Source organism: Pedobacter suwonensis, assembly GCF_044762335.1.
Taxonomy (GTDB): Bacteria; Bacteroidota; Bacteroidia; order Sphingobacteriales; family Sphingobacteriaceae; genus Pedobacter.
Window position 1 is genome coordinate 286613 of sequence record NZ_JBIWEB010000003.1, and the last position, 24485, is coordinate 311097.

A 24485-nucleotide genomic window follows, 5' to 3' on the forward strand; every position below is an offset into this window, starting at 1 on the left:
TTAGAACGGAAGGGTTTCGTTAGTATTCAATCTTAGATTTGGATTAAGTTTCATTGCACCTGATGGAAAAGGAATAATATATAATCTGGAGTTAGGACTTAATGAGTAAGTTACCTGAGGAACAGTCTTGTTCACAATGGGAAAAGTATGTGTAACTGTTTTAGCATAATCGGGTTCATTATTTAATCGTTTCAAATCAAAGAAGCGATGGAAACCAAGCAGTAATTCCTTTCTTCTTTCCGTAATAATGATATTCATGGTTTCCTTTACGGTAGTAGGAACCGGCAAGGTAACAGTGCCACTCAATATTCTTTTAGCACGCAGCTGATTGATAATAGCCATGGCTTCATTTAGATTCCCTTCACGGGCCAAACACTCAGCAAGCATAAGATATACCTCCGTTGTTTTCATACCTACGGTTGGGTAAAAGAATTTGGTGTAGTTTACGCTAAAATAGGCTGTTCCTGCACCGGCATCCATTAAAGATGTACTTGTTGTGTTCATGAACAGATTAAACCGGGCATCGTTTGTACCAAAAAGTTTAACCAATTCGGGACTCAAAATACAGGTGTACGCAAAACTCATTTCAGTATACCCGGTCATATACTGGAAACTAAGCACTTCCGGATTTTCACCCGCTAATACAGGCACAGCATTTGGTCCGCCCAATTTGTTATAGGCAACTAAATCGTAAATGGCATTATTATAACTCAACGATTTTTGTGCGGCTTCTTTGGCCAAAGCAAACTCATGCTTAAACATATGAATTTTTGCCTTTAATCCCCACGCAAAGGCTAGAGATGGGTGATAAGGATCAACAGGTACTTTTTGGAGGTACGGAAGTGCATCGTCGATATCCTTCTGTATAAAATCGTAAACTTGTGCTACCGTAGACTTCGCTGGCTTTGCTTCAAGATCATACTTATCCATGATGCAGATACCACCATCCGTTGCCGCCGTAGCCGGGTCGTAAGCTTTAGCATAAACGTTGACCAGCATAAAATGATCAAAGGCCCTGTACACCTTCGCTTCTGCTTTTGCTAGTTGTTTAATGTTATCATCACCCTTACTTCCATCTACAAGTGAGATAATCGTGTTCCATCTGTTGATATAAGCGTAAGTTTGACTATAGAAAGATGATGCCGTCAATAAATTTGTGCGGGCATCGGTATCATCAAAGGTAAAGTTGATAATGTCAATGTTTTTTATCTGACCAATCACATATGACTCGCGAATCCACTGATCGTCAACCAGGTATTGAAAGTTATTGATTGGATAAGCCCTGTTTGGAAGTGATACCAGTTTGTAAAAATCATCAGCGGTTTCAACCACGATCGAACCGGTCGGTATAACGTCGGTATATTTTTTACAGCCTCCTACCATAACTACCAGTAAAAGAGCCATGATGTATGAATATTTTTTCATCTTTTGATTAAAAAGTTACGTTAAGACCAAGAATGAATGTTTTAGGAATTTGTAAAGACCTGGTTCCGGAATTAGGCGAATAGGTTTCCGGATCAATATCATCGCCAGCTGCACTCCAGTACCATAAATTGTTGACCTGGCCTGATATTCGAACATTATTTAAATGAATTAAACGACTGATTTGTCGAGGTAAATTATAAGAGACAACAATGTTTCTTAGTTTGATGTAAGATGCGTCCAGTACCTGAACATCTGAATATCGCCACAGGCGACTTAATGTACTAGCGTAATTGGCGGCAGAGGTAGCATAATCTACAAATAGACGAGGTAATTCACTCGTTGTTGTACCCGTCCATCTTTGGGTAATATCTTGGTCGTACACCGTGGTTGATGACAGATCGGTTACATCTTTTCTTAATTTATTACCACCTGAGAATACCAACATCGCACTTAACTCGAAATTTTTGTAGCTAATTTTTTGACTGAATGAACCTGAATACAAAGGTGTCAACGAACCCATATTCACAATGGCATTTCTGTTTGTAATATCTTTAACTGCTGTAGGAACTCCGGCTGAATTGAATGTTACATTAGCGTTACCATTTTCATCTAAAAAGTATGGGTAACCGTTTGTCATGCCTCCATATTGATAGGCGTAGAGCGAATTAAATTGCTGTCCTACAAAAAAGTAATCTGTTGGTGAACCAATATACGAGTAGGCATTCTGTGCAGCTGTGTTGACTGCCATCACTTTGTTTCTATTATATCCGATTACAAACTGAGAACTTAATAACAGATCACCTGATTTATACCAGTCACCAATTAAATTTAATTCTATCCCTCTGTTTCTTAATGCACCATTGTTAAGCACTCTAGATAAAGCACCAACTGTAGGATCTAATTCTGTACTCACCAATAAATCGCTGCTGTATTTGTTATACAAATCTAAACTACCACGTAAACTGTTATTTAGCATGGAAAAATCTATACCGAAATTGGTAGAGGCAACCTTTTCCCAGCGCAATTTTGGATTAGGAAGTGCAGAAATATTGGTGTACTGCAGTGATGGGAACAAGCCATCATTTCTAAGTGTTGCTGTTAAGTATGGGGAAGAAGTCTGATCTACGTTCCCATTTATTCCATAGGTAGCACGTACCTTTAACGTGTTCAACCACTCAATATCTTTCATAAAATTTTCGCGGTTTGCGTTCCAACCTAAACCTACAGACCATAAAGGGCGGTTTTTATATTGAGGATCCACACCAAACAAATCAGCCTGGTCTACACGAATACTTCCGGTTAAATTATATTTTCCCTGAAAGGTATAACTCATATTGCTATATGCAGAAAAATACCTGTGTTTGATTTGTTCCTGTTTGGTAGCTAAAGCACTAAGGGTCCTTGTACCGCCAATGTAACTGGTTATTCCGGTGTTGCTTAATGCAAATGAATTGAGCGTAACAGAGTTCAGCGTAACAGGGTCATAACCATACCTTACATTCTCCAAACTTCTCGGCACTAGCGTTTGCCTCATTTCTACCCCGGCGATGGCTGCAATATTATGTTCCTGATTTTTACCAAAACTATGATCATAGCTCAACTGATTTCTAAAGGTGTAATTGTTACTTTTTTTATTTATTTGATAAAACCTTCCACCTTCAGGTAAATTACGTGTGTAAATATTCGTTGCAGCATTGTAACTCGTTAAATAGTTATAGGCATATCGCATTCTGTAACTATTTTTATCAAAAAAGGATTCCCGATCTGAATTATTATTTTCATACTGAAATTGCATGCTATAACTTAAACCCTTATAAATTTTTGCCTGCAGGTTTGCAAATGCCCTTAAGTTGATAGCCTTACTTTTATCTAATCCTTCTTGAAGTGACTCTAAAACATTAAACCTGAATGATTTAAAATTATTATTGTTTTTTAAGGTTGCTATAACTGCTGGATTTACTTCCCCAGATGTACTAAAACCATCTTTTAATTTCACATAATCCGAATAAACCAGGTTTCCGTTTCCATCTGTAATCTGCGCATACCTCGGCTGTAACAAGTAGTCGGTATAATCAAAACTACTGGTAGAACTGGTGTTATAGGAAGCATTTATGCCAACTGTAGCTGTCAACCATTTCTGTAAATTAAATGTAGATTTATTGTAAATATTGAAATTCTCAGATTTGTTATATTTCATTCGCAAATCTGATGCATCATAATTTAGCGACAAATAGTTACTACTCTTTCCGTTGCCTGAATTAAAAGATAAGTTGTATCGCTGTCTTACTTCACTTTGCCAGACATTATCCGCGTAGTCTTTAAGGTAATCATTTTGCCTCAATTGATTAATTGTGGCATTCAATTGATCGGCACTGATGCCACCTGCAGCTTGCTGACGATAAAGTTCATACAATGGACTGTAATATTTTATCGTTCCGTTATTTACATTACCATAGCTATTAAACATCGCATCTGTAGTTGCAAAACGGGCTCTTTCGTTGTTGTAAACTGCCGTTTCGTAATCTATTTGATCACTGGTTGAAGCATAATGCATACTCTCGAAATCGGGCTTTCCGGTAATAAACAAATCAGCGTTTAGCGTGATATTTACCCCTTTTGCTTTACCTCCTTTTGTAGTCACCACGATTACACCATTACCTGAACGTGAGCCATAAATAGATGCCGCTGCACCATCTTTTAATACCGTAATCGACTCTACATCATATGGATTAATTTGATCGAGTGTAAGTTCTGAAGGTAAACCATCCACGACAATTAATGGACTTGTACCTATATTGGTCGAATAAGTACCTACACCCCTCAATACCGGCTGATCGGCGGTTAATCCCTTTGGATTTTTGGTATATAATAAACCTGCAACCTTGCCCTCCAAAGCCGCTAATAAATCTGGATTAATCTGCCGGTTAAGTGTTGCACTATCTACCACCGAAATTGCCGCTGCACTTCTTTCTCTAGGTAAAGCCTGAAAGCCATTGACTACAACCTCAGATAATAGCGAAGCATCGCTTTTAAGTTTAATTGTAACGATATTTTGCGCAGCGATCCTATCAATTTTTTGTAATAGCGGTCTGTATCCGATATAATTGATGTCGAGGGTATTATATTGATCGGTTAAGCCAATGTTAAAATGCCCGTTACCATCAGTCACTGCAAATTTTGTGGTTCCCTTTAATTTGACAGAAGCGCCCGGAAGCGGTCCGCCAATGGTATCAGTTACCATACCATGCAAAGTGTATTCGCCTGCATTTTCACTTCTGGTTTTTAAAACGATGGTTTTACCGTTGCTGATTTCGTAAGTAAAATCCTGTCCTTTGGTTACTGCATCCATTAAAATCCTGATGTCGGGCGTGGTTAAGGTAATGGTAATCGGTTTTGCCGTTTTTACCAGGTCAGCATCATATACAAACTCGTAAGATGTTTTTTGGGAAATCTGTGTAATGACCGTGTTGAGTGGTGCCTGAAAAAACTTGTACTGGTTGTTTTGCGCATTTACATTCAACGAAAAAAATAATGCTAAGCACAATAATGCCAGCCAGTTCAATAAATTGCTGCGTCCCGTCCGGACGAAGCGAAAGTAAAGGTTTGTCATAAAAAATTAGTTTGGTTGGTTGTTAATTGACGACGATGGATAAAAACCTATTCTTTTTTTAAAACAATCTGATTGCCCTTCAAATCAAACTCAAGATCAGTAGCCTTGGCGATCATTTCAAGCACCTCTTTAATATCTGCCTTACGGGATATCCGCATATAAAGGTTTTTTGATGGCATTGATGCGGGCTGAACCTCTAGATTATACCACCTCGCCAACCTTTGCATTACTACGGCTACCGGAACATCATTGAAAAGAAACTCTCCCTTCGTCCAGGCATTAAAATCTGCAGCAGAAACATCCTTTAGCGATAAATGACCATAAGCAGAAAAAACCTGCTGATTAGGTTTCAGCAGCACATTTTTCCCTTCCGCGTTACTGAAGCTTACACTTCCTTCTAAAAGTGTAGCCTCTACACCCTTGGTTTCAGGATAACTGTTCACATTAAACTGGGTACCTAAAACTTTAATTTCGTTTCCGCCTACATTAACGATAAAAGGTTTATCAGCATTTTTGGTTACACTAAAAAATGCTTCACCTTCCACATACACTTTCCTTTCCGGCCCGCGGAAGCCTGTAGGAAATGTTAGTTTCGAGCCTGCGTTCAACGCCACCATAGAGCCGTCGCTCAAAGTAACCTTGAACTCTCCACCCCTTGGTGTAGTAATGGTGTTCAGTTTCACTGCCGTTGCCGAATCAGCATTCACCCCCATAAACACAACCGTGCCATTGCTTTGCGTCCTCACCGTTACCCCACCATGTTGGTAAAGCAGTCGTGCTTTTTTAGCCCCTAAAGTGTCATTTCTCCCATTGAAACTCAAATAGGCTTTTTCACCACCGGGAACAACTTTTGTTCCCTTTGATAAGTCGCGGCTCACTAATAGTCCGGCAGATAAGATGACCACCACCGCAGCAGCATTCCGGATAAACCGAGCTGTACCGATCAGTTTCAACACGCTGTTTTTTGGTCTTGCGAAAATTTCATCCGCCAAACGGCCGTGAATAACTTCAAGACGTGCAACATCTGCCTGATCTAAAGACTGGGTTTCCAGGTCAAATCCACTTTTGATCAACCCGTCAAGTTCAGCCTGATCGGCCTCTTCTAAATAAGCAAAAAGCATTTCAAGCTCCCTGGCATTACTTTTATTGGCAATAAAGCGGTCGAATAATTGTTTGTTTGAAGGTCGTTTTTCCATCGTTGTCTATATATATTATGCACGAGATGGACAAACACACTATCCGCACTTAAAATTTTTTATTTTTTTAAATAAGCGGCAATACAAAGCAGAATAAACTCCTTGGAGTGAAAGAAAACATATCGCTTGATGTATCTGGTAGCATTAACCAACTGGTTGCTTACTGTTGAAGAACTGAGTGATAAGATTTCTGCTGCTTCCTGATAAGTTTTCCCCTCTATTTTACAAAGTTTAAATATTTCCTTTCGCTGTGGAGGTAATTTTTCGATCGCCTGATTTAACAATTCAACCCGCTCTTTGTTGAAAATATAATCTTCCGTTTGCTCATAAAATTCGGCAAAAGTTTCCAGCAAATAGCGCTGCATTTTTACATCAAGGGCAACGCGCCTGTAATAACCATAAATAGTATGTTGCGCAATGGTAAAAATCCATCCCGCAAAAGAACGGTTTAGATCAATCTCTGCGCGGTTTAACCAAACTTTTAAGAAAACATCCTGCATCAGCTCATCAACCACCTCGTTAACCTTAACCATCCGCTGCATTTTAGGCAGAAGCAACCTGCTGTATTTCGAATAAATAAAATCAAAGCCCTCGCGATTGCCTTTTATCAGGCTATCGAGTTGCCGTAGTTCTTCATGATCGTTGGGATGGCCGGTTAACATTTTGCCAAAAATACACATTAAGCGTTTAAAATTGAATACATTAACACCCTTAGGCAGGCATTTGAAAAAATAAACCGGTTTGGAATACCTGATTGATTGGCTGATACAGGAATGTAAAAATTCATGCTGAGATGCAACGCGCCTATAAATCTGGTGTCTTATTCCTAAATACCTTACCATCTATGAATAAAACCGGAATTATTGCTCTGCTATTGCTTACCTACACCAACATTTTTGCCCAGAAGACTTTTCGTGACAAGCTCGATAGCGTGTTTACCGTTATGTACAATCAAAATCAGTTTAACGGTTCTGTATTAGTAGCCGAAAAAGGTAAAATATTGCTGGCAAAAGGTTATGGCTTCCGCGATACTTTATCCAGGTATCAAACAAATGAAAATACCATCTATGAACTGGGATCTTGCTCAAAACAGTTTACAGCTACAGCCATTGTACTGCTGCACCGGAAAGGCCTGCTGCAATATGATGATCCGATAACCAAATACATTCCCGAACTGGGCAGATGGCAAAATGTTACAATATATGATCTGCTTAGGCATACCAGTGGCCTTCCTGAATACATTGGAGACATGGCCAAAGGATGGGACCACAGAAAAATTGCCACCAATAAAGATCTGATCACATTTTATGCAGCCCGGAAAGATACTTTGAGTTTTAAACCAGGCAGCATGCACCGGTATAACAATACCAATTATGCGCTGCTGGCCAGTATCATTGAGCGCATCTCTGGAAAAACTTATGCAGATTATTTGAAAGATAACATTTTCAGGCCACTAAAGATGAAGTCAACATTCGTTTATAACCGAAGACAAAACCCTAAAAAGATAAAAAATTATGCTACTGGTTATGTTTGGAAGCGCCAATCTTTTGATAAAATTACATCCGAAAACCCAAATTACGGTGACAGTGTAGTATACTATCTGGATGGCATCGTCGGAAGTGCCAAGGTTAACTCCACCATCATGGATCTGTATAAATGGGAAAATGCGCTCAAATCAAATACCTTTCTTACTCCCAACGAATTTGAACTGATGACTGAAGTGACGAAAACCTCAAAAGGAAAAAACATCCCTTATGGTTTCGGACTTGAACTTTCCGGAGGAAAAAACAACCTTTCATTTGGCCATACAGGCAGCTGGGATGGTTATGCTTCTTTTATTTATCATAAGGCAGGTAAAGACAGAACCATTATTACCCTCCAGAATTTTAAAATGGGCGCTTATCCCTTTGAGACCATTAACCAGATTTTGGATAAACGCAAAACCGAGATAGAATACCCTAAAAAAATCACCTTACCAGCTCCGCAGATCGCACAATATGAGGGGACTTACATCAGCAGGGATGATGGGGAAGAACAGCTGATTACTTACTTAGATGGCCACCTGGTGCATAACACCAACCGGATTAAATGGGATATGCGTTTTTTCCCCATTGCTGAGAACGAATTTCAGGGCATCAGGCAAGGTGGCGCAGATGGCGTACTTAGATTTACGCAATTGCCTAATCAGGAGATAAAACTAGAAATGCTGGAGTATGGCAAAGTGATAGGAACGGCCTTCAGGAAAACCAATAATTAAAACATCAGGGATTTAATAAGAAATCACTTAATATTGAAATTATTTATCTTAAAAATGTAACCGCGACACATTTAGTTACATCTAACAGGAAAATTATTTATCGAATGAAAAGTACAGGCCTGCGTTTATCCTATTTAATTTTGCTATTCTGCTCTGTTTTTTTGAGTCGTTCAACTGCACAGGATGTACCAGCGAAAAACAGGTCGAAACCTTTTTCATTTCCGCCTCAATTGGAAATGCGTGTACCATTTGGCCCTACTGCTTTTCCAAACGGATCAAATTTTTATCTGATCTATGAGCTTTATCTCACGAACTTCGGTGCTTCACCCATTCATTTAAAAAGGATGGAACTGCTTAACGGAGACCGGAGCGGCAACGCCCCAGTCCTATCTTTTGACTCGCTTGAACTCAAAACCATGGTGAAAATTTTGGGTAACAACAATCTAAAAGACGCCTTAAATATTGAAGCCGGGCAGAGTGCGGTCGTAGAAGCAAAAACGAGTAACAAGACAGGATTTCCGAATAATATCATACACCGGGTCATTGCCTCGGCTGATTCTTTAGATGGAGCGGCAATAAACACACATACTACTAAAATCCAAACGCTTAAACCTCCTGTATCGGGTTCGGATTGGATTGCAGCCGATGGCCCTGGCAACAGTATTGATAATCATCACCGACGGGGGAACATCATTCTTGGCGGACACACCGTAAATTCAAGGCGTTTCGCCATTGACTGGAAAAAGGTCAAAGACAGTGTATCTTTTTCCGGTGATGCGGCAAATGTGCGTTCGTATTTCTGTTACGGAGAAAAAATCTTTGCAGTAGCCGATGGCACAATCATCTCTGCTACAGATGGATTACCTGATAACATTCCGGGGCATGGAAAAGCCTTCCACCCGGCAGTGCCACTCACCTTTGAAAAACTGCCCGGTAACAATATCGTAATTGATCTTGGCGACGGACACTATGCCCACTATATGCACATGCAGCCAGGTAGCTTGCATGTTAAAAAGGGCGATCATGTACGCAAAGGGCAATTATTGGGCAACATCGGTAATTCCGGAGATGCGCGCGAGCCACATCTGCATTTTGAGGTGACTACTTCCTCAAAGCTCCTTTATGGCGATGGTATTCCTTACATCATTGACCATTACCGGCTGGGCTACCAAAATGGTTTCGATGATGTACACCATAATGAATTACCTAAAGAAAAACAAATTGTAGATTTTGGAAACGCACGGGAAAGGTAACCAGCAAAGACTTTTATCATTAACTATTCATCTTTATTAAATGTTATAAATGATCTGCCATAGTTTTTAACTTAATACCGGTTGCCACCGCTTTACTTATAATTGCTTATGTTTATTTCAAACTTTTATTGTATTATTAAAATGTTAGATCATTTGAGACCATCTATATTATTATTACTGCTATCATTATTGTTTTTAAAAGCAAATAGCCAGGACATACATCAACGGATCATCACCTCTGACATTAAGAATTTTTGGACAGCTTACGATAAGATTAAGGCGACCAGCGATAGCACTTTACAGGTAGGCTACATTAATGATCTGTTTATTAAACGCGGTACTGATGGCCTGAAGTCTATTATGAAAGCAAGAGGATATACTGCTAAATCTTATGTTGATGCGATCCACAATTATCCACTATTCTGGCATTCAGTACGAGCTAATACCCAACGCGCAGATGAATTTGCAGACAGTATCGCCAAAGAAATTGATAAATTGGCCGGGATTTACAAAAAGCTTAAACCTGCCCGTATTTATTTTACTATTGGGGCCCTACGTACCAACGGGACAACATTGGATGGGAACGTTTTAATAGGAAGTGAACTTGCGCTCGCTGATGCACATACTGTATCTTCTGAATTCCCGAAAGCGCTATCACACCTGAAAGCGTTTTTTAGCAGCAACCCGATCCGCTCAACCGTATTCTTAAATGTGCATGAATATGTACATACCCAGCAGAAGAGCAGTATTGGCTATAATCTCCTTTCTCAATGCGTTATTGAAGGCGTAGCAGAATTTTTAGCAGTTACGGTTACCGGTAAACCCTCACAAACGCCGGCTATTCAGTTTGGATCACAGAATTTTGAAAAAATAAGAAGCGTATTTGCCAAACAAATGTTTTTTGAAGATAGTGGATTCTGGTTATACAGCAATGCCGATAATGAATTCAAAATGCGCGATCTGGGCTATTATGTAGGATATGAAATCTGCAAAAAATATTATCAAAATGCTAAAGATAAAAATCTGGCCATAAGTGAAATGATTACGTTCGATTACAATAATCCATCGGCTTTACATCATTTTGTTGATCGATCCGGTTATTTTGAAAAACCGGCATCAAAATTTTACCGGCAATACGATAAAAGCAGGCCGACTGTTACGGGCATTAAAGAGTTTAAAAACGGAAGCAAAAAAGTTGATTCTGGTTTATCCCAGATTACGATTAAATTTGCTGATAAAATGGATAAACGGTACCGGAATTTTGAACTTGGACCGCTGGGAGAAACACATATATTAAAGATAAAAGAATTTAAAGGCTTTTCTGCTGACGGATATTCTGCTTCGTTCGATGTCGTTTTAAAACCCAATCACAAATACCAGCTAATGGTAGGGAGCGGTTTCCGCAATGAGAACGGAATACCACTTAAACCATATCTGATCGAATTTACCACCACAAAATAGTTTGCCTGTGTGATTCAGTATATTCGGTATCAATGAGGCATTCCTGACTCTCCTCCGATTTACAGCAGATGTCAACCTGAACCGGGATCACTTAATGGATTAAATTCAGCATCATCAACTTGCCAACTTATAGTTAACCCTGCAGCGGCTTCCGACCTAAATTAAGCCGTATGACTCACGTTAAATTATCTATTCACCAAGGCCACCTGCGTGTAATCATTACAACTTATGGTTTTCTATTTTATGCTATATTTTAAGTGAGTTAGACTTGACAACAGGTTATGAACACAAAAAGCCTTTCTCCTGAAAAGCTTTTTGCAGTCCGGATAAACCTGTTATTTCTTGTTTAAACTTTTTTAACATTTACAGCCTGTAAACCTTTTCTGCCTTCGGCTACTTCAAATTCTACTTTGTCGTTTTCTTTCAAACTTTCAATTCCGCCTAAAACATCTTTAAAATGCACAAATAAGTCTTTATTGTCTTCTTGTACAATAAATCCAAAGCCTTTTTCCGTATTAAACCATTTAACTTTTCCGGTTGCCATAAAAAAATAAAAATTGTATAAATAAATAAACCTTTTACGCCTTGATCAGCATTTAATTTAAACAATTGCGTATTAATTCAAATAAAACAACCAGTTTAAAGCATTAATATTGAAACAAAACTATCAAATATAATAACTTACTCATATAACACAAGTCATTTTGGCCTGTTCAACAAGAATGTTGCGTTTAAAAAATAAATTATTTATTTGGCTGAGGTGTTGTACGTAAATAAGGTTTAATAACCTGGTGTCCTTTCGGAAATTTAGCCGGAATATCTTCTGTCTTAATGCTGTTTACCACAATTACGTCTTCCCCATCTTTCCAATCTGCGGGGGTAGCCACGCTGTAATTTGCGGTAAGCTGCAAAGAATCAATTACACGCAATACTTCATTAAAATTACGTCCGGTTGATGCCGGATAAGTAATGATCAATTTTACTTTCTTATCGGGACTGATGACGAACAATGACCTTACCGTTAATGTTTCAGAAGCATTCGGGTGGATCATGTCATATAGATTGGCTACAGTTTTATCCGGATCGGCGATAATTGGAAACTCCACCGAAGTATTTTGAGTTTCGTTGATATCATTTATCCATCCTTTATGCGAATCGGCAGAATCTACACTCAGGGCTAAAACTTTGACATTTCTTTTTTCAAACTCATCTTTCAATGCAGCTGTTCTACCTAATTCAGTAGTGCAAACCGGTGTATAATCAGCAGGGTGTGAAAACAGTACGCCCCAGCTATCGCCTAAATACTCGTAAAAATCTATTTCGCCAATAGAGGTATCGGCTTTAAAATTTGGTGCGGTATCGCCTAATCTTATACTCATGATCTTATTAATTTAATTTTTGACTAACACAAATCTAAACAATACCATAGTAAATACATAGATTTTATATTAATTTTAGACTTCCAAATTACAAATCCAACAAAAAGCCCTGAAGAAATAATCTACAGGGCCTAAAAGTATTAATTTGTTTGGGGTATTGTCTTAATATGCTTTGATCATAAATACATAATCTTGTATTTTTTCAATCTGCTTGGTACGTTTTAAACCAGAAAGCAAGCTTTTTTTATTGGCTGAAAGTTTATTTGTGCCTAGCGAATCCTGAGGGATAGCCCTCATGGCCTCCAGGATATATTTTGATTTTATGGCAAAGGCTGCACCTTCTGTCTGATCTGGCTTGCCACTTATGATACCGACCAAATTTCCGTTATTATCCAAAACCGGCCCCCCACTATTACCCGGATTAACTGAAATAGCTACCTGATATTGGGTGGTGTCCCCCACAAAACCATTTTTAGAACTTACGTAACCTTCGCCAAGTACGGCATCATCTTTCGGATAACCTAAGGTGTATACAATTTCACCAATGTTACTGGTATTTCTTTTGATGGTATATGGAATAGAAGATAAGTTACTGAAATGTTTGTCGCTTATTTTAAGAATGGCAATATCATTTTGAGGATCTGTGTAAACAGATTTTACTTTAAATGATTCTCCTTTACTGTTTTGTACATATAAAGAATCGGCACCATTAATAATATGCAGGTTGGTTAAAATGTAACCATTTGTAGAAATGGCAAAACCAGTACCGCCAAAACTATTTTGACTATTTGGTTTATCAGCAGTTGCGCTACTGTGCTTGATGTTTCTGATTAAGCTATTTTGAGTTTTAATGGCATTATTTACCCGGTTACTTAACTGCCTGTAGCGCTCGGCCTGTTGAGTACTATGCTGAATAGAATAAATGGAAACCAGAGAAAGTACAACAAAAGATGCGGCAACTGCAATGGCAGATTTATGTTTCCGCCATAGCTGAACCACGCGTGAAGGATGTGGCCTCAGTGTAGCAGCCAAACCTTCCACATCAATTTCTGAATGGATATGGTTTAACTGTTCTTTTAAACGCAACTGCTCTGCAAATGTATCCATAGAAGCTAAAAAGAACTTATGCGAAACTACTTTGTGATCTACTGTAGCGTCGTTAAGACGTAACTTTTCAAAAGCTTCCATTTCCTGTGCATTAAGTTTACCTAACAGATAATCTTCAATAATTGCATCTAACTCCAAATCGTTTCTCATTTCAAATTATGGTTGAAAAAATAATTTCTTTAACCGCTGCAGGCATTTATACTTTTGCGTTTTTGCGTTATCGGTATTGGTATAACCGAACTTTTCGCAGATATCCTGCATGGATAAATTATGGATATAAAAATCCTGAATAATGGTTTTACAAGGTTCGCCCAGATGATCAAGTGCTGATTGCATTTTTACAAATGACGCGTCTTTCTCTTCATGGTGTTCTACATCTTCCTCTATAGCAAAAACATCCTCATAATCAGTAATACTTCCGGTTTTTTTACTGTTCAGACTAAGTTTTTTTAACCAGATACGCCTGCAAACTGAATAAATGTATGTTTTCAATTTGCTGCTCAGCTCAAAATTACCAGCCTTAATTTTGTTATATAAGATTATTATGCCTTCCTGGTATACATCTTTTGCATCATCTTCATCGCCGTTGTTATTCAGAATAAACTGCAAAACCATTGCATAATATGCTTTGTATAACTTATTAAGTATATCTTCTGAGTTATTTAGGATACCTAAAATAACCTCTCTATCTGTTGGAACTGAACCCTTTAAACTGTTATTCACTAGTTAATACATTTTTCTGTAAATAGTAACCCAATATTAGACAAAAAAATATTTATAGCCACTATAATTGCTTAATACAAACATCAGGCAAACGGTAACCCAAATTCAGGCTAAAAAAATATTTTAACTTTTCTGTAAATTTTCGGGTTACCTTTTTACCTTTGCCGCATTAATAAGAAATTAATTACTAAAAAAATTCAAAAATGAAAAATGCATTCAAATTAGGCTTTTTAGCTTTAGCTTTATCTTTATCAGTTGTTGCTTGTAACTCAGAGAAAAAAGCTGAAGGTGCTGATACTACTTTAACTGATTCTTCTACTATCGTAACTGATACTACTGCAAAAGATACTTCAGTTAAAGATTCTACAGTAAAAGATACAACTGTAAAAACTACTACAGAAAAAACTGAAGTTAAACACTAGTCTAACTTACTCATAAAAAAAGCGCCTTAAAGTCATCTTCAAAGCGCTTTTTTATTTTTATTCACTTTTTTTATTTTTTTTGGGTTACCTTTTTAAATCTTCGGTATTAACAGGTAAATTAATTAATTACTTAAAAAATATTCAAAATGAAAAATGCATTCAAATTAGGCTTCTTAGCTTTAGCTTTATCTTTATCAGTTGTTGCTTGTAACTCAGAGAAAAAAGCAGAAGGTGCTGATACTACAGCTACTGATTCTTCAACTGTAATCACTGATACTACAGCTAAAGATACTACAGTTAAAGATTCTACAGTAAAAGATACAACTGTAAAAACTACTACAGAAAAAACTGAAGTTAAACACTAGTCTAACTTACTCATAAAAAAAGCCTTTGAAATTCATTTTTCAAGGGCTTTTTTATTTTTCCACGTCAAATACAGGTTACCTTTTAAAATTTTTAGTATTAATGGTATATATTAACCCTAAAACATATACCAAGATGAAAAATGCATTCAAATTAGGCTTTTTAGCCATGGCTTTATCACTAACTGTAGCTGCTTGTGGCGAATCAGGTAAAAAAGCGGATGGCGCCGATACAACAGTTACAGATTCGTCGACGATTATTACAGATACAACCAAGGTTGATACAGTAGTAAAAGATTCTACCGTAAAAGACACTTCTGTTAAGGCCACAACCGAAAAAACCGAAGTAAAACACTAATTTCCATCAATTAATTAATATAAAAAGGTCTCGGTTTTAATAATTGAGACCTTTTTATATTAATAAACCGGGTTACTTTTTGAATATTCCGGCATTAACTTGAAATTAATTAATTTTTAAAACCAAACCAGACAAAAAAAATGAAAAATGTATTCAAAATGAGCTTTTTAGCGTTAGCTTTATCGTTATCTGTTGCAGCTTGTAAATCAGAAAAAAAAGATGGCGGAACAGATTCATCTAAAGTTGACTCAACAGTTGTAGATACTACAGTTAAAGATACAACTGTGAGAGATACAACCGTAAAAGATACCGTAAAAGCTGACACGACTAAAAAGTAGTTACCTGCATTAAATTTTCACCCTGAGCTTGTCGAAGCCTTTCAGAATGTTTTAAAGTTTTGATACTTCGTCAAGCTCAGTATGAACAAAGCTAAATATGATATATGTTAGCGTTGAAGCTACAGCTTACGACACAACCTCTTTTTATTTTAGCGATCAAGGCCTTAAAATCCATCAATTGTAGTAAATTTGCGGCAAAAATATAATCCGCATAATGAATTTAACATCACTACAAGCTATTTCACCTGTTGATGGCCGTTACAGAAGAACTACAGAAGGTTTAGCCGCTTACTTTTCTGAAGAGGCTTTAATTAAATACCGGGTTTTTGTAGAAATCGAATATTTTATCGCGCTTTGCGAAATCAACTTGCCTGGCTTGGAGAATTTTGATCGAAATCTTTATGTTGAACTACGCAAAATCCATGAAAATTTTTCAGAAGCTGACGCTTTAGAAATTAAGGAAACCGAAAAAGTAACCAATCATGACGTTAAAGCAGTAGAATATTTTATCAAAAATAAATTTGATGCTTTATCTCTTCAAAACTATAAAGAGTTTATCCATTTTGGTTTAACCTCTCAGGACATCAATAATACTGCTATTCCCTATTCCATCAAACTGGCTTTAAATGAGTGTTATTATCCGGCTATTGATGCTTTAATCGAAAAAATAACTGCGCTGGCAATGGAATGGAAAGATATTCCGATGTTGGCGCATACACACGGTCAGCCAGCCTCACCTACCAAATTAGGAAAAGAGTTTTTGGTTTTTGCGGAGCGTTTGGCCATCCAGGTAGAAAGTTTAAAAAGTATCCCTAATAGTGCCAAATTCGGTGGGGCAACCGGCAATTTCAATGCACACCACATTGCTTACCCTCAGGTAAACTGGGTTGATTTTTCAAACCAATTCGTGAATGAGACATTAGGTTTATCGCGTGCACAACACACTACGCAGATTGAGCACTATGATCAGTTTGCCGCACAATGTGATGCCTTGAAACGAATCAATAACATTATTATCGATTTGGACAGAGATATCTGGACTTATATTTCAAAAAACTATTTCAAACAGAAGATCAAAGCCGGAGAGATCGGTTCATCAGCAATGCCACATAAGGTTAACCCGATTGATTTTGAAAACGCAGAAGGAAACGCTGGGATTGCAAACGCACTTTTCGAATTCTTTGCTGCCAAACTGCCGATTTCACGCTTGCAAAGAGATTTAACAGACTCTACCGTTTTAAGGAATATTGGCGTTCCTTTCGGACATACATTAATTGCCATTCAAGCTACTTTGCGTGGATTAAATAAGATTTTGTTAAACGAAACGGCTTTACATGCAGATTTAGATGAAAACTGGGCAGTTGTGGCAGAGGCTATACAAACTGTTTTAAGAAGAGAAAACTATCCTAACCCTTACGAAGCCCTGAAAGAATTAACCAGAACAAATGCTAAAATCAATGCAGCAAGTATTGCCGAATTTATTGAAGGTTTAAAGATTGCAGAAGATATAAAAGAACAATTAAGAACCATATCTCCTTTTAATTATACCGGCGTTTTTTAGTTAAATTAAATTGACGTTAAGCAGACAGCCGATAAAGGTTTTATTTAGGAGTAATTGTTAATTTTGTTTATTCAAATAGATAAGACATGACGATTAACGTATATACAGAACAGACTCCGAATCCGGCTACCATGAAATTTATGGTAAACAAACTGTTAATAAACGGCAGCGAGGATTTTGCGACTAAAGAGAGTGCTGAACATTCGCCTTTTGCTAAAGAGTTGTTTAAGTTCAACTTTGTTTCTGGCGTTTTTTTCGCCAGTAATTTTGTTACCATCACCAAAACAGATGATGCAGAATGGGCAGATATTGAGGCGATCTTAAAAGAATTTGTGAAAGGCGCTGTAGAATCTGAATTAAAAATTAAAGAAGCAGCTGCAGAAGAAACGCCGACGTTTGAAGGTACAGAAACTGAAATTAAAATTCAACAGATTTTACACGATTATGTACGCCCTGCTGTTGAACAGGATGGTGGTGCTATTACATACAAATCTTTTGATGAAGGTGTAGTAACTGTAGAATTACGCGGCTCTTGCAGTGGCTGTCCATCCTCTACCATTACACTTAAATCAGGCATTCAGAACTTATTGCAGAGAATGGTGCCGGAAGTTACCGAGGTGGTTTCTGAAGCGCTTTAAAATGGTGCATTTTTCATAGTATATATAGTGAAAAGGTCGCGATGAGAATCGCGACCTTTTTTATGCTTTTTTCGTTAATCCATTCTGATAGAGCATAAATTCGTCTATTCACAATTGCCTGAAGAGGTTAATCAATGATTTTTTACGGCGTTGTCCTTAATTTTGCTCAAAAAAGATACAAAAGCTGTAGAACATATTAAATTCCATCATTGCGATGATTTTCAACGAAAACCTTTGCAGAATTCTCAGATCACTTCTGTTTGATCACATTGAACCGCCAACCCTGAATACTGCAATTGAGCATTAATTAATAGCATTGACCTGATTTCGATCATCCAGCCTCGTGCTAAACATCCTTATCAGTAAGTACAAATATGCTTCCCTCTCCTACCCGCCTTTGTTTAAAGCCATCAAAAATAAATAAAGCACAAAACCAGCAGGGACAAACGACTGGTCTATACTAGCGCAAATTATATTTTTCGCTAATCTGCTAAGCTAGCTGCTAATTTTCATTGTATTTTCTTGCCGGTTTATTTCATAAATATACTGTTCGCTGCCGCACATTTACTGTCCGGAAATGAACAGACATAAACTAGAAATAAGGAAAAAACCACCTCAAATGGCTATTAAAGCGCTATTTATATTCTGGCATAAGCTTAGTTAAGTATGCCGCAGAATAATACTGGTGCAGATTAATTCCATGAATTGACCACCTTAACCGAAAAGTTTAACATATAATTTAATAAACAGACAATGAAAACTTCAATTAAATCGCTCATCGCTATGGTATGTACAACAATGACTTTAACAGCTACCTACCCAAATAATTTATGTGCAGCAGAAAAAAGCAAAACTACTTTTATTAAGATCCAAAACTTTAGAAAGATTGTGATAAATGGAAATATAGAAGTGATGCTGGTTCAGCAACCAAGAGTTGGCGTATCTTATGCAGATGATAACAATGGAACTGTAAAAGTTATTCAACAAGGTGAGGTATTACGCGTTACCAACTCCGATACACAAAAGTGTAAACTTATTATTTATGTAAATGATATCTACCGCATTGAGGCAAGCCAAAATGCAGTACTGAGAACAGATGCGAAGCTCAGCACCAAATTTCTCCAGGTTATCCTTAAAGACAATGCCATTGCAGATATTAATACCAGTAGTGAGGGATTATATACTGAAATTCTGGATAACAGTACGTTAAAACTAAAAGGCAATACTAACCACCACGCTTTGGTTATGGGTAAAACGCCTAATTTAACCATAAATGGTTTTGTGTCAGTTCAAACAGATGTCAGGCGCGTAGAAACAGCTGACGAAAAAATTGCTGCGCTAGCTCTTTAAGTTAAACACCTTTTACAAAATATCCAACATACTGATATTGAATAAATTGAAATCATTTTTTTTATTTTAATTTACTTTAAAAAATAAAAAAAATGTATCATAAGTATATTTTATCATACTGGGGAATAATTTATGGTGTAGAGATTAATCTGATTGACAGATAAATTTAAGTAGATAATATCTTTGGAGAAATCGTCATTCCCAACTTGATTAGGAATCTTAAGCTAAGCGCTTTAAAAATTCTCGCACATTCGGGAATGACGTTTTTTTTTGAAGAGTATGCTACAATGCCGGTTTCCCGAAGTATCGGACCAAATAGTAAAAGAATTTTATCTGAATGCATTAGTAAAATTTTGCTACCCCGATAAGCCAAACAAAGGCTAAGCTCAATGTGACGAATTCAAAGTAGTTAGGATTATTTAACTCTGTTCAATTTCCTTAAGGCTATTCATTTTTTTATAGGCTAAGAATCCTTTAATATCTTCGAAATGTTCACGAACACGTTTATTGCCAAATTCAAATACTTTTTGCACCAATCCGTCAAGGAAATCACGATCGTGCGAAACCAAAATCAAAGTACCATCAAAATCCTTCAGTGCGTCCTTAATAATATCTTTGGTTTTCATATCCAAATGGTTGGTAGGCTCATCCAGTATCAATACATTAACAGGCTCTAACAACAGTTTAATCATTGCTAAACGCGTTTTCTCACCGCCAGAAAGTACTTTAACTTTTTTGGTGGTATCATCGCCACTGAACATAAAGGCACCTAACAGGTCCTTGATTTTAATGGAACCATCGCTCAACGGAATTTGATCAATGATTTCAAACACGGTGAGGTTTTCATCAAGTAAAGCGGCCTGATTTTGCGCAAAATAACCAATTTTAGCATTGTGTCCCACTTTTAAGCTGCCTTCAAAATCAATTTCCCCCATAATGGCTTTGATCATAGTCGATTTACCTTCACCGTTTTTACCTACAAATGCCACTTTTTCTCCGCGCTCAATTACCATTGATGCTTTTTCGAAAACCACATGATCTCCATAAGTTTTGGTAAGCTCCTCTACCATTACCGGATACTGACCCGAACGTGGAGACGGTGGAAACTTTAGCCTTAACGCCGATGTATCTACTTCATCAATTTCGATTATTTCCAGTTTCTCAAGCATTTTCACGCGAGATTGCACTTGTAATGTTTTAGAATAAGTTCCCCTAAAACGGTCAATAAATTCCTGGTTATCAGCAATAAAACGCTGTTGCTCTTCGTAAGCCTTCAATTGATGGATACGACGATCAGCACGCAGCTGGAGATAATGGCTGTATTTTGCTTTATAATCGTAAATCCTTCCCATCGTCACTTCAATAGTACGGTTGGTGATGTTATCTATAAAAGTACGATCATGTGAAATCACCATTACGGCCTTTGCCGAATTGATCAGGAAATCTTCCAGCCATTGAATACTTTCAATATCCATGTGGTTGGTAGGCTCATCCAATAGAATCAAATCAGGTTTTTTCAATAAAATCTTGGCTAACTCAATGCGCATACGCCATCCGCCTGAAAACTCGGCGGTTTGGCGGCTAAAGTCTTTACGTTCAAAACCCAAACCTTTTAATACTTTTTCTACTTCAGCATCGTAATTGGTTTCTTCAATTGAATAAAATTTCTCACTTAATTCTGATACGCGCTCGATCAGCTTCATGTAATCATCACTTTCGTAATCAGTACGGATCGTAAGCTGTTCATTCAGTTCATCAAGCTCTTTCTGCATCTGGTTTACCTCCGCAAAGGCTTTCATAGTTTCCTCAAAAACAGTAACATGATCCTGAGTGAGTAAATGCTGTGGCAAATAGGCAATTACAGCTTCTTTCGGACCGGTTACGCTACCGGAAGTAGGCTTGGCTACATCAGCAATTATTTTTAGTATGGTAGACTTGCCTGCGCCATTTTTACCCATAAGAGCGATTTTGTCGTTCTCGTTTATGGAAAAGGTTACATCGCTAAAAAGGTTGTTTCCGCCAAATGATACGGAGATATTATTTACATTGATCACAAATCGGGAATATTAAATTAGCGGCAAAGATAAAGGAAAGCAGTTAAATTCTTGTCAGAATAAACCACATAAAAAGCACTTCTTTGGATGCCACTATTTTACTCAAACAGAATAGCAATTACATCTGCACCTGTTTAGATTTTACATCAAAAACAGAAAATTATCCCCGCATGATGACAGATTTCCAGCTCAAAGCCTGAACGATTGGTTTGAAAGGTTAATCATCGAATTTTATTGCCTCCATAAGGCTGAACCAAGAAGCACACAGCAAAATCAACAACATTAAAAAAAAGTGTCAGAAAAAAAACACATTACGTCCATTTGCTGTTATATACCCTAAATTCAACCACATAACGAGCGCTATCAGGCAATGATTGAGGAAAAATCAAAAACAACGGACCTTGCGGCGCATATCCATACCAAGCTGAATCACAGCAGACTGGCACTGGCTACTCCTCCCTTGACTGTTCTCGAAGACCTTTTCGAGTGCCTTTTTTACACCTCGATGAGAACAGAAGAAGGTGAGCTGACCAAAGTAGCCGTAACGCTCATTGATCCTGCCAACCCAGATCCGGCTCCACCGAGAAAAATCGTTTCCGAACGATGGAGCTGCGTAGAATTTGCTCAACGCATTCCACTTGATATCAGGTCGCTGGTAAAGCTTTCAAAGGCAGCCGACCCATCTGGCACCTCTCTTGCCGTTTATTATGATCAGGATGGAAAACTCTTTATCTGGGGAATGATCGATCAGGCGATGCACTACCAGAGTTTTCTGAACTATGAATCTGAATCAGGATCTGAACAGCCTGGGCTGTTTCAGGTATTTATAGACGATATTGCCACGCTTAAGGTCATGTTCGACTATGAACTGCTGGCCACCTTAAAACAAAATGTACTGGTTACCCGCTATCTGGACGTATTTACCATCGGACCAGTATCTAAAATTATCAGAAAAAATGCCGGTGCCATCAGGGCTGAAATCAAAAATTTCCTTGCCGCATCGCACCCCGGGGAAGATTTCACAGATTGGGAAGAATTTGTAGACAGTATATGGACCCAAACCCTATCGAGGTTATTGCTAAAAATCCAAAACTACCATCATGGCGGGGCAGTACTGATCTCAGAAGATAGCACCGATGTTGACATCAAATACGCAGTAAATTATAAAAGATTGCTGCTGGCCATCAGCGGCTACCTAAAGCAGGCCATCAATAGCTATATTACAGAAAACAGGATTGACCAACGGTTGGCGTCGGGCAAGCAAACGGTCACTAAATTACTTTACGAGCAGGAAACTATTGCCCTGCATGCCAAAACAGAGGTGGCCAATGAAATTAAGGGTTCGGTAAGTTTCATCGCCTCTCAAAGCTGTGTTGACGGCGTCGTGTTATTTGGCCAGGATATGGTGGCAAGGGGATTTGGAGGTGTAATCCGTTCTAAAAAAATGCCAAGAAAAATCTACATTTCTGCTACGGCCACTGCAACTGCTAAATCACTGCTACCCACAGACCCGAAACACTTTGGTACAAGACACCGCTCTATGATCGCCTACTGCTGGGAGCATCCTGGCAGCTTAGGTATTGTGGTTTCACAAGATGGAGATATCCGTGTGTTTTCAAGAATCGAAGATAAGCTAATTATGTGGGAGAACATCAAAACACAGCAATATCAAAAGAGCGGAAAGCTCAAAGCAACAAGAAGCTAAACCTAGATAAAATTAACGCTACAATTAATATAATTTGAATAATATAGCAATACTTCCCCAGAACGAAAAGCAGCGGCTACAGGCACTTGATTCTTATCAGATTATGGATAGCCTGCCTGAAGAAGATTTCGATGAGCTGACAAAAATGGCTTCACAAATCTGTGGAACGCCCATTGCGCTGATTACCCTGTTAGATAGCTCTCGACAGTGGTTTAAGAGCAAATTAGGAATTGATGTCCAACAGACTCCAAGAGCGCATGCTTTTTGCGCACATACTATTGTTGATCCAACTGGGGTGATGGTAGTTAGCGACGCCAGGGAAGACCAGCGGTTTGCTGAAAACCCTTTGGTTACCGGGGATCCGAACATCGCATTCTATGCCGGAATTTCACTACTGACACCCGAAGGAATGGCGCTAGGTTCGCTTTGTGTAATAGATACTGTTCCAAGAAAGCTCGATGAGCAGCAAATCTGGTCGCTCAAGGTACTGGGAAAACAGGTAATTGCCCGGATGGAACTAAGAAAAAAACTGCTGCTGCTTTGTGAAACGAACAGACGCCTTGCTGAGACCAATCAGTTTATGCAGCAGTTCGCCACAACTGCCGCCCACGATATCAAAAACCCATTGACTACCATTTCAATGAGTGCCGAATTATTAACCAGACACCTTGAAAATAGCGGCGATAAAAAAGGCCATAACTTAGCATTGGTATGCCTGAATGGTATAAAAGCCCTTAGGAAACTTATTAACGACATGTTAGACTACTCCATTAGGCCAGAAATTCTGACAGGACAGCATGAAACCATTGAACTTGGTAGCTTCTTACGCAAAACAGTATCGATGCTCAGCATTCCGGAAAATGTACAGATCAGTTACCCGGAAGCCAAAATTGAGATCAGCACCTCGGCCATCGCACTGCAGCAGATTATGATTAACCTATTAACCAACTCTGTGCGGTACAATGATAAACAGACCTGCCTGATTCAGATAGACTGTGTTATTATTGACGACCTGGCCAACATTACCGTTCGCGATAATGGGATAGGCATTAGAAAAGAAGAGCTGGAGCGTATCTTCCAAAGAAATGTTACCCTAAATACTTCAGACCGTTTTGCCCAGAGTGGAACGGGGATTGGCCTCGCTACAGTAAAACTTTTAGTAGAAAAGTTAGGCGGTGAGATCAGTGTCCAATCAACCCCACACATTGGCAGTGCCTTTACCTTTACAATCAGATCAAAAAAAACAGCATAAATACAAGTTTAAAAGCATTATATATTTGAAAATT

21 protein-coding genes are annotated in these 24485 nt (G+C 38.1%); 12 read left to right on the forward strand and 9 right to left on the reverse strand.

The features are described 5' to 3' along the window. The 4 genes from ACIQXP_RS07145 to ACIQXP_RS07160 are packed head-to-tail and all read right to left on the reverse strand — an operon-like array spanning position 1 to position 6911. A complete protein-coding gene (locus tag ACIQXP_RS07145) occupies positions 1 to 1425 on the reverse strand; it encodes a RagB/SusD family nutrient uptake outer membrane protein (protein WP_387504973.1) in 1425 nt (474 codons plus the stop codon). A 7-nt stretch (positions 1426 to 1432) separates the two neighbouring features. After that, the gene (locus ACIQXP_RS07150; RefSeq protein ID WP_387504972.1) at positions 1433 to 5035 is read right to left on the reverse strand and encodes a SusC/RagA family TonB-linked outer membrane protein; all 3603 of its coding nucleotides are present in this window, start codon (positions 5033 to 5035) and stop codon (positions 1433 to 1435) included. A gap of 47 nt (positions 5036 to 5082) precedes the next feature. Beyond that, positions 5083 to 6231, reverse strand: a complete 1149-nt coding sequence (locus ACIQXP_RS07155; protein ID WP_387504971.1) for a FecR family protein — start codon at positions 6229 to 6231, stop codon at positions 5083 to 5085. A gap of 59 nt (positions 6232 to 6290) precedes the next feature. After that, positions 6291 to 6911 carry an RNA polymerase sigma factor gene (locus tag ACIQXP_RS07160; protein WP_293742986.1) on the reverse strand — a complete coding sequence of 207 codons (621 nt, stop codon included), beginning with the start codon at positions 6909 to 6911 and terminating at the stop codon, positions 6291 to 6293. Positions 6912 to 7075: 164 nt separating this feature from the next. Between ACIQXP_RS07160 and ACIQXP_RS07165 the strand changes: the two genes are divergently transcribed. From ACIQXP_RS07165 to ACIQXP_RS07175, 3 genes are all read left to right on the forward strand, one after another. Then, on the forward strand, positions 7076 to 8488 hold the full coding sequence (locus ACIQXP_RS07165; RefSeq protein ID WP_387504970.1) for a serine hydrolase domain-containing protein: 1413 nt from the start codon (positions 7076 to 7078) through the stop codon (positions 8486 to 8488). A gap of 104 nt (positions 8489 to 8592) precedes the next feature. Next, positions 8593 to 9741, forward strand: coding sequence for a M23 family metallopeptidase (locus tag ACIQXP_RS07170; RefSeq protein ID WP_387504969.1), 1149 nt, complete (start codon positions 8593 to 8595; stop codon positions 9739 to 9741). A gap of 153 nt (positions 9742 to 9894) precedes the next feature. After that, positions 9895 to 11202 carry a DUF2268 domain-containing putative Zn-dependent protease gene (locus ACIQXP_RS07175; protein ID WP_387504968.1) on the forward strand — a complete coding sequence of 436 codons (1308 nt, stop codon included), beginning with the start codon at positions 9895 to 9897 and terminating at the stop codon, positions 11200 to 11202. 346 nt (positions 11203 to 11548) lie between these two features. On the opposite strand, the gene ACIQXP_RS07180 is transcribed toward ACIQXP_RS07175, so the two are convergent. From ACIQXP_RS07180 to ACIQXP_RS07195, 4 genes are all read right to left on the reverse strand, one after another. After that, the gene (locus tag ACIQXP_RS07180) at positions 11549 to 11746 is read right to left on the reverse strand and encodes a cold-shock protein (protein ID WP_293742990.1); all 198 of its coding nucleotides are present in this window, start codon (positions 11744 to 11746) and stop codon (positions 11549 to 11551) included. A 199-nt stretch (positions 11747 to 11945) separates the two neighbouring features. Beyond that, entirely contained in the window at positions 11946 to 12581 is a 636-nt protein-coding gene (locus tag ACIQXP_RS07185; RefSeq protein ID WP_090985540.1) for a peroxiredoxin, read from the reverse strand. A 162-nt stretch (positions 12582 to 12743) separates the two neighbouring features. Beyond that, positions 12744 to 13838 carry a S1C family serine protease gene (locus ACIQXP_RS07190; RefSeq protein ID WP_293742991.1) on the reverse strand — a complete coding sequence of 365 codons (1095 nt, stop codon included), beginning with the start codon at positions 13836 to 13838 and terminating at the stop codon, positions 12744 to 12746. Between the two features lie 6 nt (positions 13839 to 13844). Continuing rightward, complete coding sequence (locus tag ACIQXP_RS07195) at positions 13845 to 14411, reverse strand: RNA polymerase sigma factor (RefSeq protein ID WP_293742992.1); 567 nt, start codon at positions 14409 to 14411, stop codon at positions 13845 to 13847. Positions 14412 to 14614: 203 nt separating this feature from the next. On the opposite strand from ACIQXP_RS07195, the gene ACIQXP_RS07200 reads away from it, so the two are divergent. The 7 genes from ACIQXP_RS07200 to ACIQXP_RS07230 all read left to right on the forward strand — a co-directional run bounded on the left by ACIQXP_RS07200 (position 14615) and on the right by ACIQXP_RS07230 (position 19440). After that, positions 14615 to 14833, forward strand: coding sequence for a hypothetical protein (locus ACIQXP_RS07200; RefSeq protein WP_090985534.1), 219 nt, complete (start codon positions 14615 to 14617; stop codon positions 14831 to 14833). Between the two features lie 146 nt (positions 14834 to 14979). Beyond that, positions 14980 to 15198, forward strand: coding sequence for a hypothetical protein (locus ACIQXP_RS07205; protein WP_121283151.1), 219 nt, complete (start codon positions 14980 to 14982; stop codon positions 15196 to 15198). A gap of 133 nt (positions 15199 to 15331) precedes the next feature. Then, positions 15332 to 15553, forward strand: coding sequence for a hypothetical protein (locus tag ACIQXP_RS07210; RefSeq protein WP_293742993.1), 222 nt, complete (start codon positions 15332 to 15334; stop codon positions 15551 to 15553). A 140-nt stretch (positions 15554 to 15693) separates the two neighbouring features. After that, the gene (locus ACIQXP_RS07215) at positions 15694 to 15891 is read left to right on the forward strand and encodes a hypothetical protein (RefSeq protein WP_293742994.1); all 198 of its coding nucleotides are present in this window, start codon (positions 15694 to 15696) and stop codon (positions 15889 to 15891) included. Positions 15892 to 16105: 214 nt separating this feature from the next. After that, positions 16106 to 17452 (forward strand): adenylosuccinate lyase, encoded by a 1347-nt coding sequence (gene purB, locus ACIQXP_RS07220; RefSeq protein WP_293742995.1) that lies wholly within the window; start codon positions 16106 to 16108, stop codon positions 17450 to 17452. A gap of 86 nt (positions 17453 to 17538) precedes the next feature. Then, entirely contained in the window at positions 17539 to 18090 is a 552-nt protein-coding gene (locus ACIQXP_RS07225; RefSeq protein ID WP_090985525.1) for a NifU family protein, read from the forward strand. A 753-nt stretch (positions 18091 to 18843) separates the two neighbouring features. Then, positions 18844 to 19440 (forward strand): GIN domain-containing protein, encoded by a 597-nt coding sequence (locus tag ACIQXP_RS07230; protein WP_293742996.1) that lies wholly within the window; start codon positions 18844 to 18846, stop codon positions 19438 to 19440. Positions 19441 to 19859: 419 nt separating this feature from the next. Here ACIQXP_RS07230 and ACIQXP_RS07235 read toward each other — a convergent pair whose 3' ends face one another. Continuing rightward, positions 19860 to 21494, reverse strand: a complete 1635-nt coding sequence (locus ACIQXP_RS07235) for an ABC-F family ATP-binding cassette domain-containing protein (RefSeq protein WP_387504967.1) — start codon at positions 21492 to 21494, stop codon at positions 19860 to 19862. A 370-nt stretch (positions 21495 to 21864) separates the two neighbouring features. On the opposite strand from ACIQXP_RS07235, the gene ACIQXP_RS07240 reads away from it, so the two are divergent. Both ACIQXP_RS07240 and ACIQXP_RS07245 read left to right on the forward strand, forming a co-directional pair. Further along, complete coding sequence (locus ACIQXP_RS07240; protein ID WP_293742998.1) at positions 21865 to 23199, forward strand: putative sensor domain DACNV-containing protein; 1335 nt, start codon at positions 21865 to 21867, stop codon at positions 23197 to 23199. A gap of 34 nt (positions 23200 to 23233) precedes the next feature. Next, a complete protein-coding gene (locus tag ACIQXP_RS07245; protein ID WP_387504966.1) occupies positions 23234 to 24451 on the forward strand; it encodes a sensor histidine kinase in 1218 nt (405 codons plus the stop codon). Positions 24452 to 24485 lie beyond the last annotated feature (34 nt).

Bases quoted from the DNA above. Each gene is read 5' to 3' on its own strand.
- ACIQXP_RS07145 (WP_387504973.1), bottom strand. From the start codon at position 1,425: ATGAAAAAATATTCATACATCATGGCTCTTTTACTGGTAGTTATGGTA.
- ACIQXP_RS07150 (WP_387504972.1), bottom strand. From the start codon at position 5,035: ATGACAAACCTTTACTTTCGCTTCGTCCGGACGGGACGCAGCAATTTA.
- ACIQXP_RS07155 (WP_387504971.1), bottom strand. From the start codon at position 6,231: ATGGAAAAACGACCTTCAAACAAACAATTATTCGACCGCTTTATTGCC.
- ACIQXP_RS07160 (WP_293742986.1), bottom strand. From the start codon at position 6,911: ATGTGTATTTTTGGCAAAATGTTAACCGGCCATCCCAACGATCATGAA.
- ACIQXP_RS07165 (WP_387504970.1), top strand. From the start codon at position 7,076: ATGAATAAAACCGGAATTATTGCTCTGCTATTGCTTACCTACACCAAC.
- ACIQXP_RS07170 (WP_387504969.1), top strand. From the start codon at position 8,593: ATGAAAAGTACAGGCCTGCGTTTATCCTATTTAATTTTGCTATTCTGC.
- ACIQXP_RS07180 (WP_293742990.1), bottom strand. From the start codon at position 11,746: ATGGCAACCGGAAAAGTTAAATGGTTTAATACGGAAAAAGGCTTTGGA.
- ACIQXP_RS07185 (WP_090985540.1), bottom strand. From the start codon at position 12,581: ATGAGTATAAGATTAGGCGATACCGCACCAAATTTTAAAGCCGATACC.
- ACIQXP_RS07190 (WP_293742991.1), bottom strand. From the start codon at position 13,838: ATGAGAAACGATTTGGAGTTAGATGCAATTATTGAAGATTATCTGTTA.
- ACIQXP_RS07200 (WP_090985534.1), top strand. From the start codon at position 14,615: ATGAAAAATGCATTCAAATTAGGCTTTTTAGCTTTAGCTTTATCTTTA.
- ACIQXP_RS07205 (WP_121283151.1), top strand. From the start codon at position 14,980: ATGAAAAATGCATTCAAATTAGGCTTCTTAGCTTTAGCTTTATCTTTA.
- ACIQXP_RS07210 (WP_293742993.1), top strand. From the start codon at position 15,332: ATGAAAAATGCATTCAAATTAGGCTTTTTAGCCATGGCTTTATCACTA.
- ACIQXP_RS07215 (WP_293742994.1), top strand. From the start codon at position 15,694: ATGAAAAATGTATTCAAAATGAGCTTTTTAGCGTTAGCTTTATCGTTA.
- purB (WP_293742995.1), top strand. From the start codon at position 16,106: ATGAATTTAACATCACTACAAGCTATTTCACCTGTTGATGGCCGTTAC.
- ACIQXP_RS07225 (WP_090985525.1), top strand. From the start codon at position 17,539: ATGACGATTAACGTATATACAGAACAGACTCCGAATCCGGCTACCATG.
- ACIQXP_RS07230 (WP_293742996.1), top strand. From the start codon at position 18,844: ATGAAAACTTCAATTAAATCGCTCATCGCTATGGTATGTACAACAATG.
- ACIQXP_RS07240 (WP_293742998.1), top strand. From the start codon at position 21,865: ATGATTGAGGAAAAATCAAAAACAACGGACCTTGCGGCGCATATCCAT.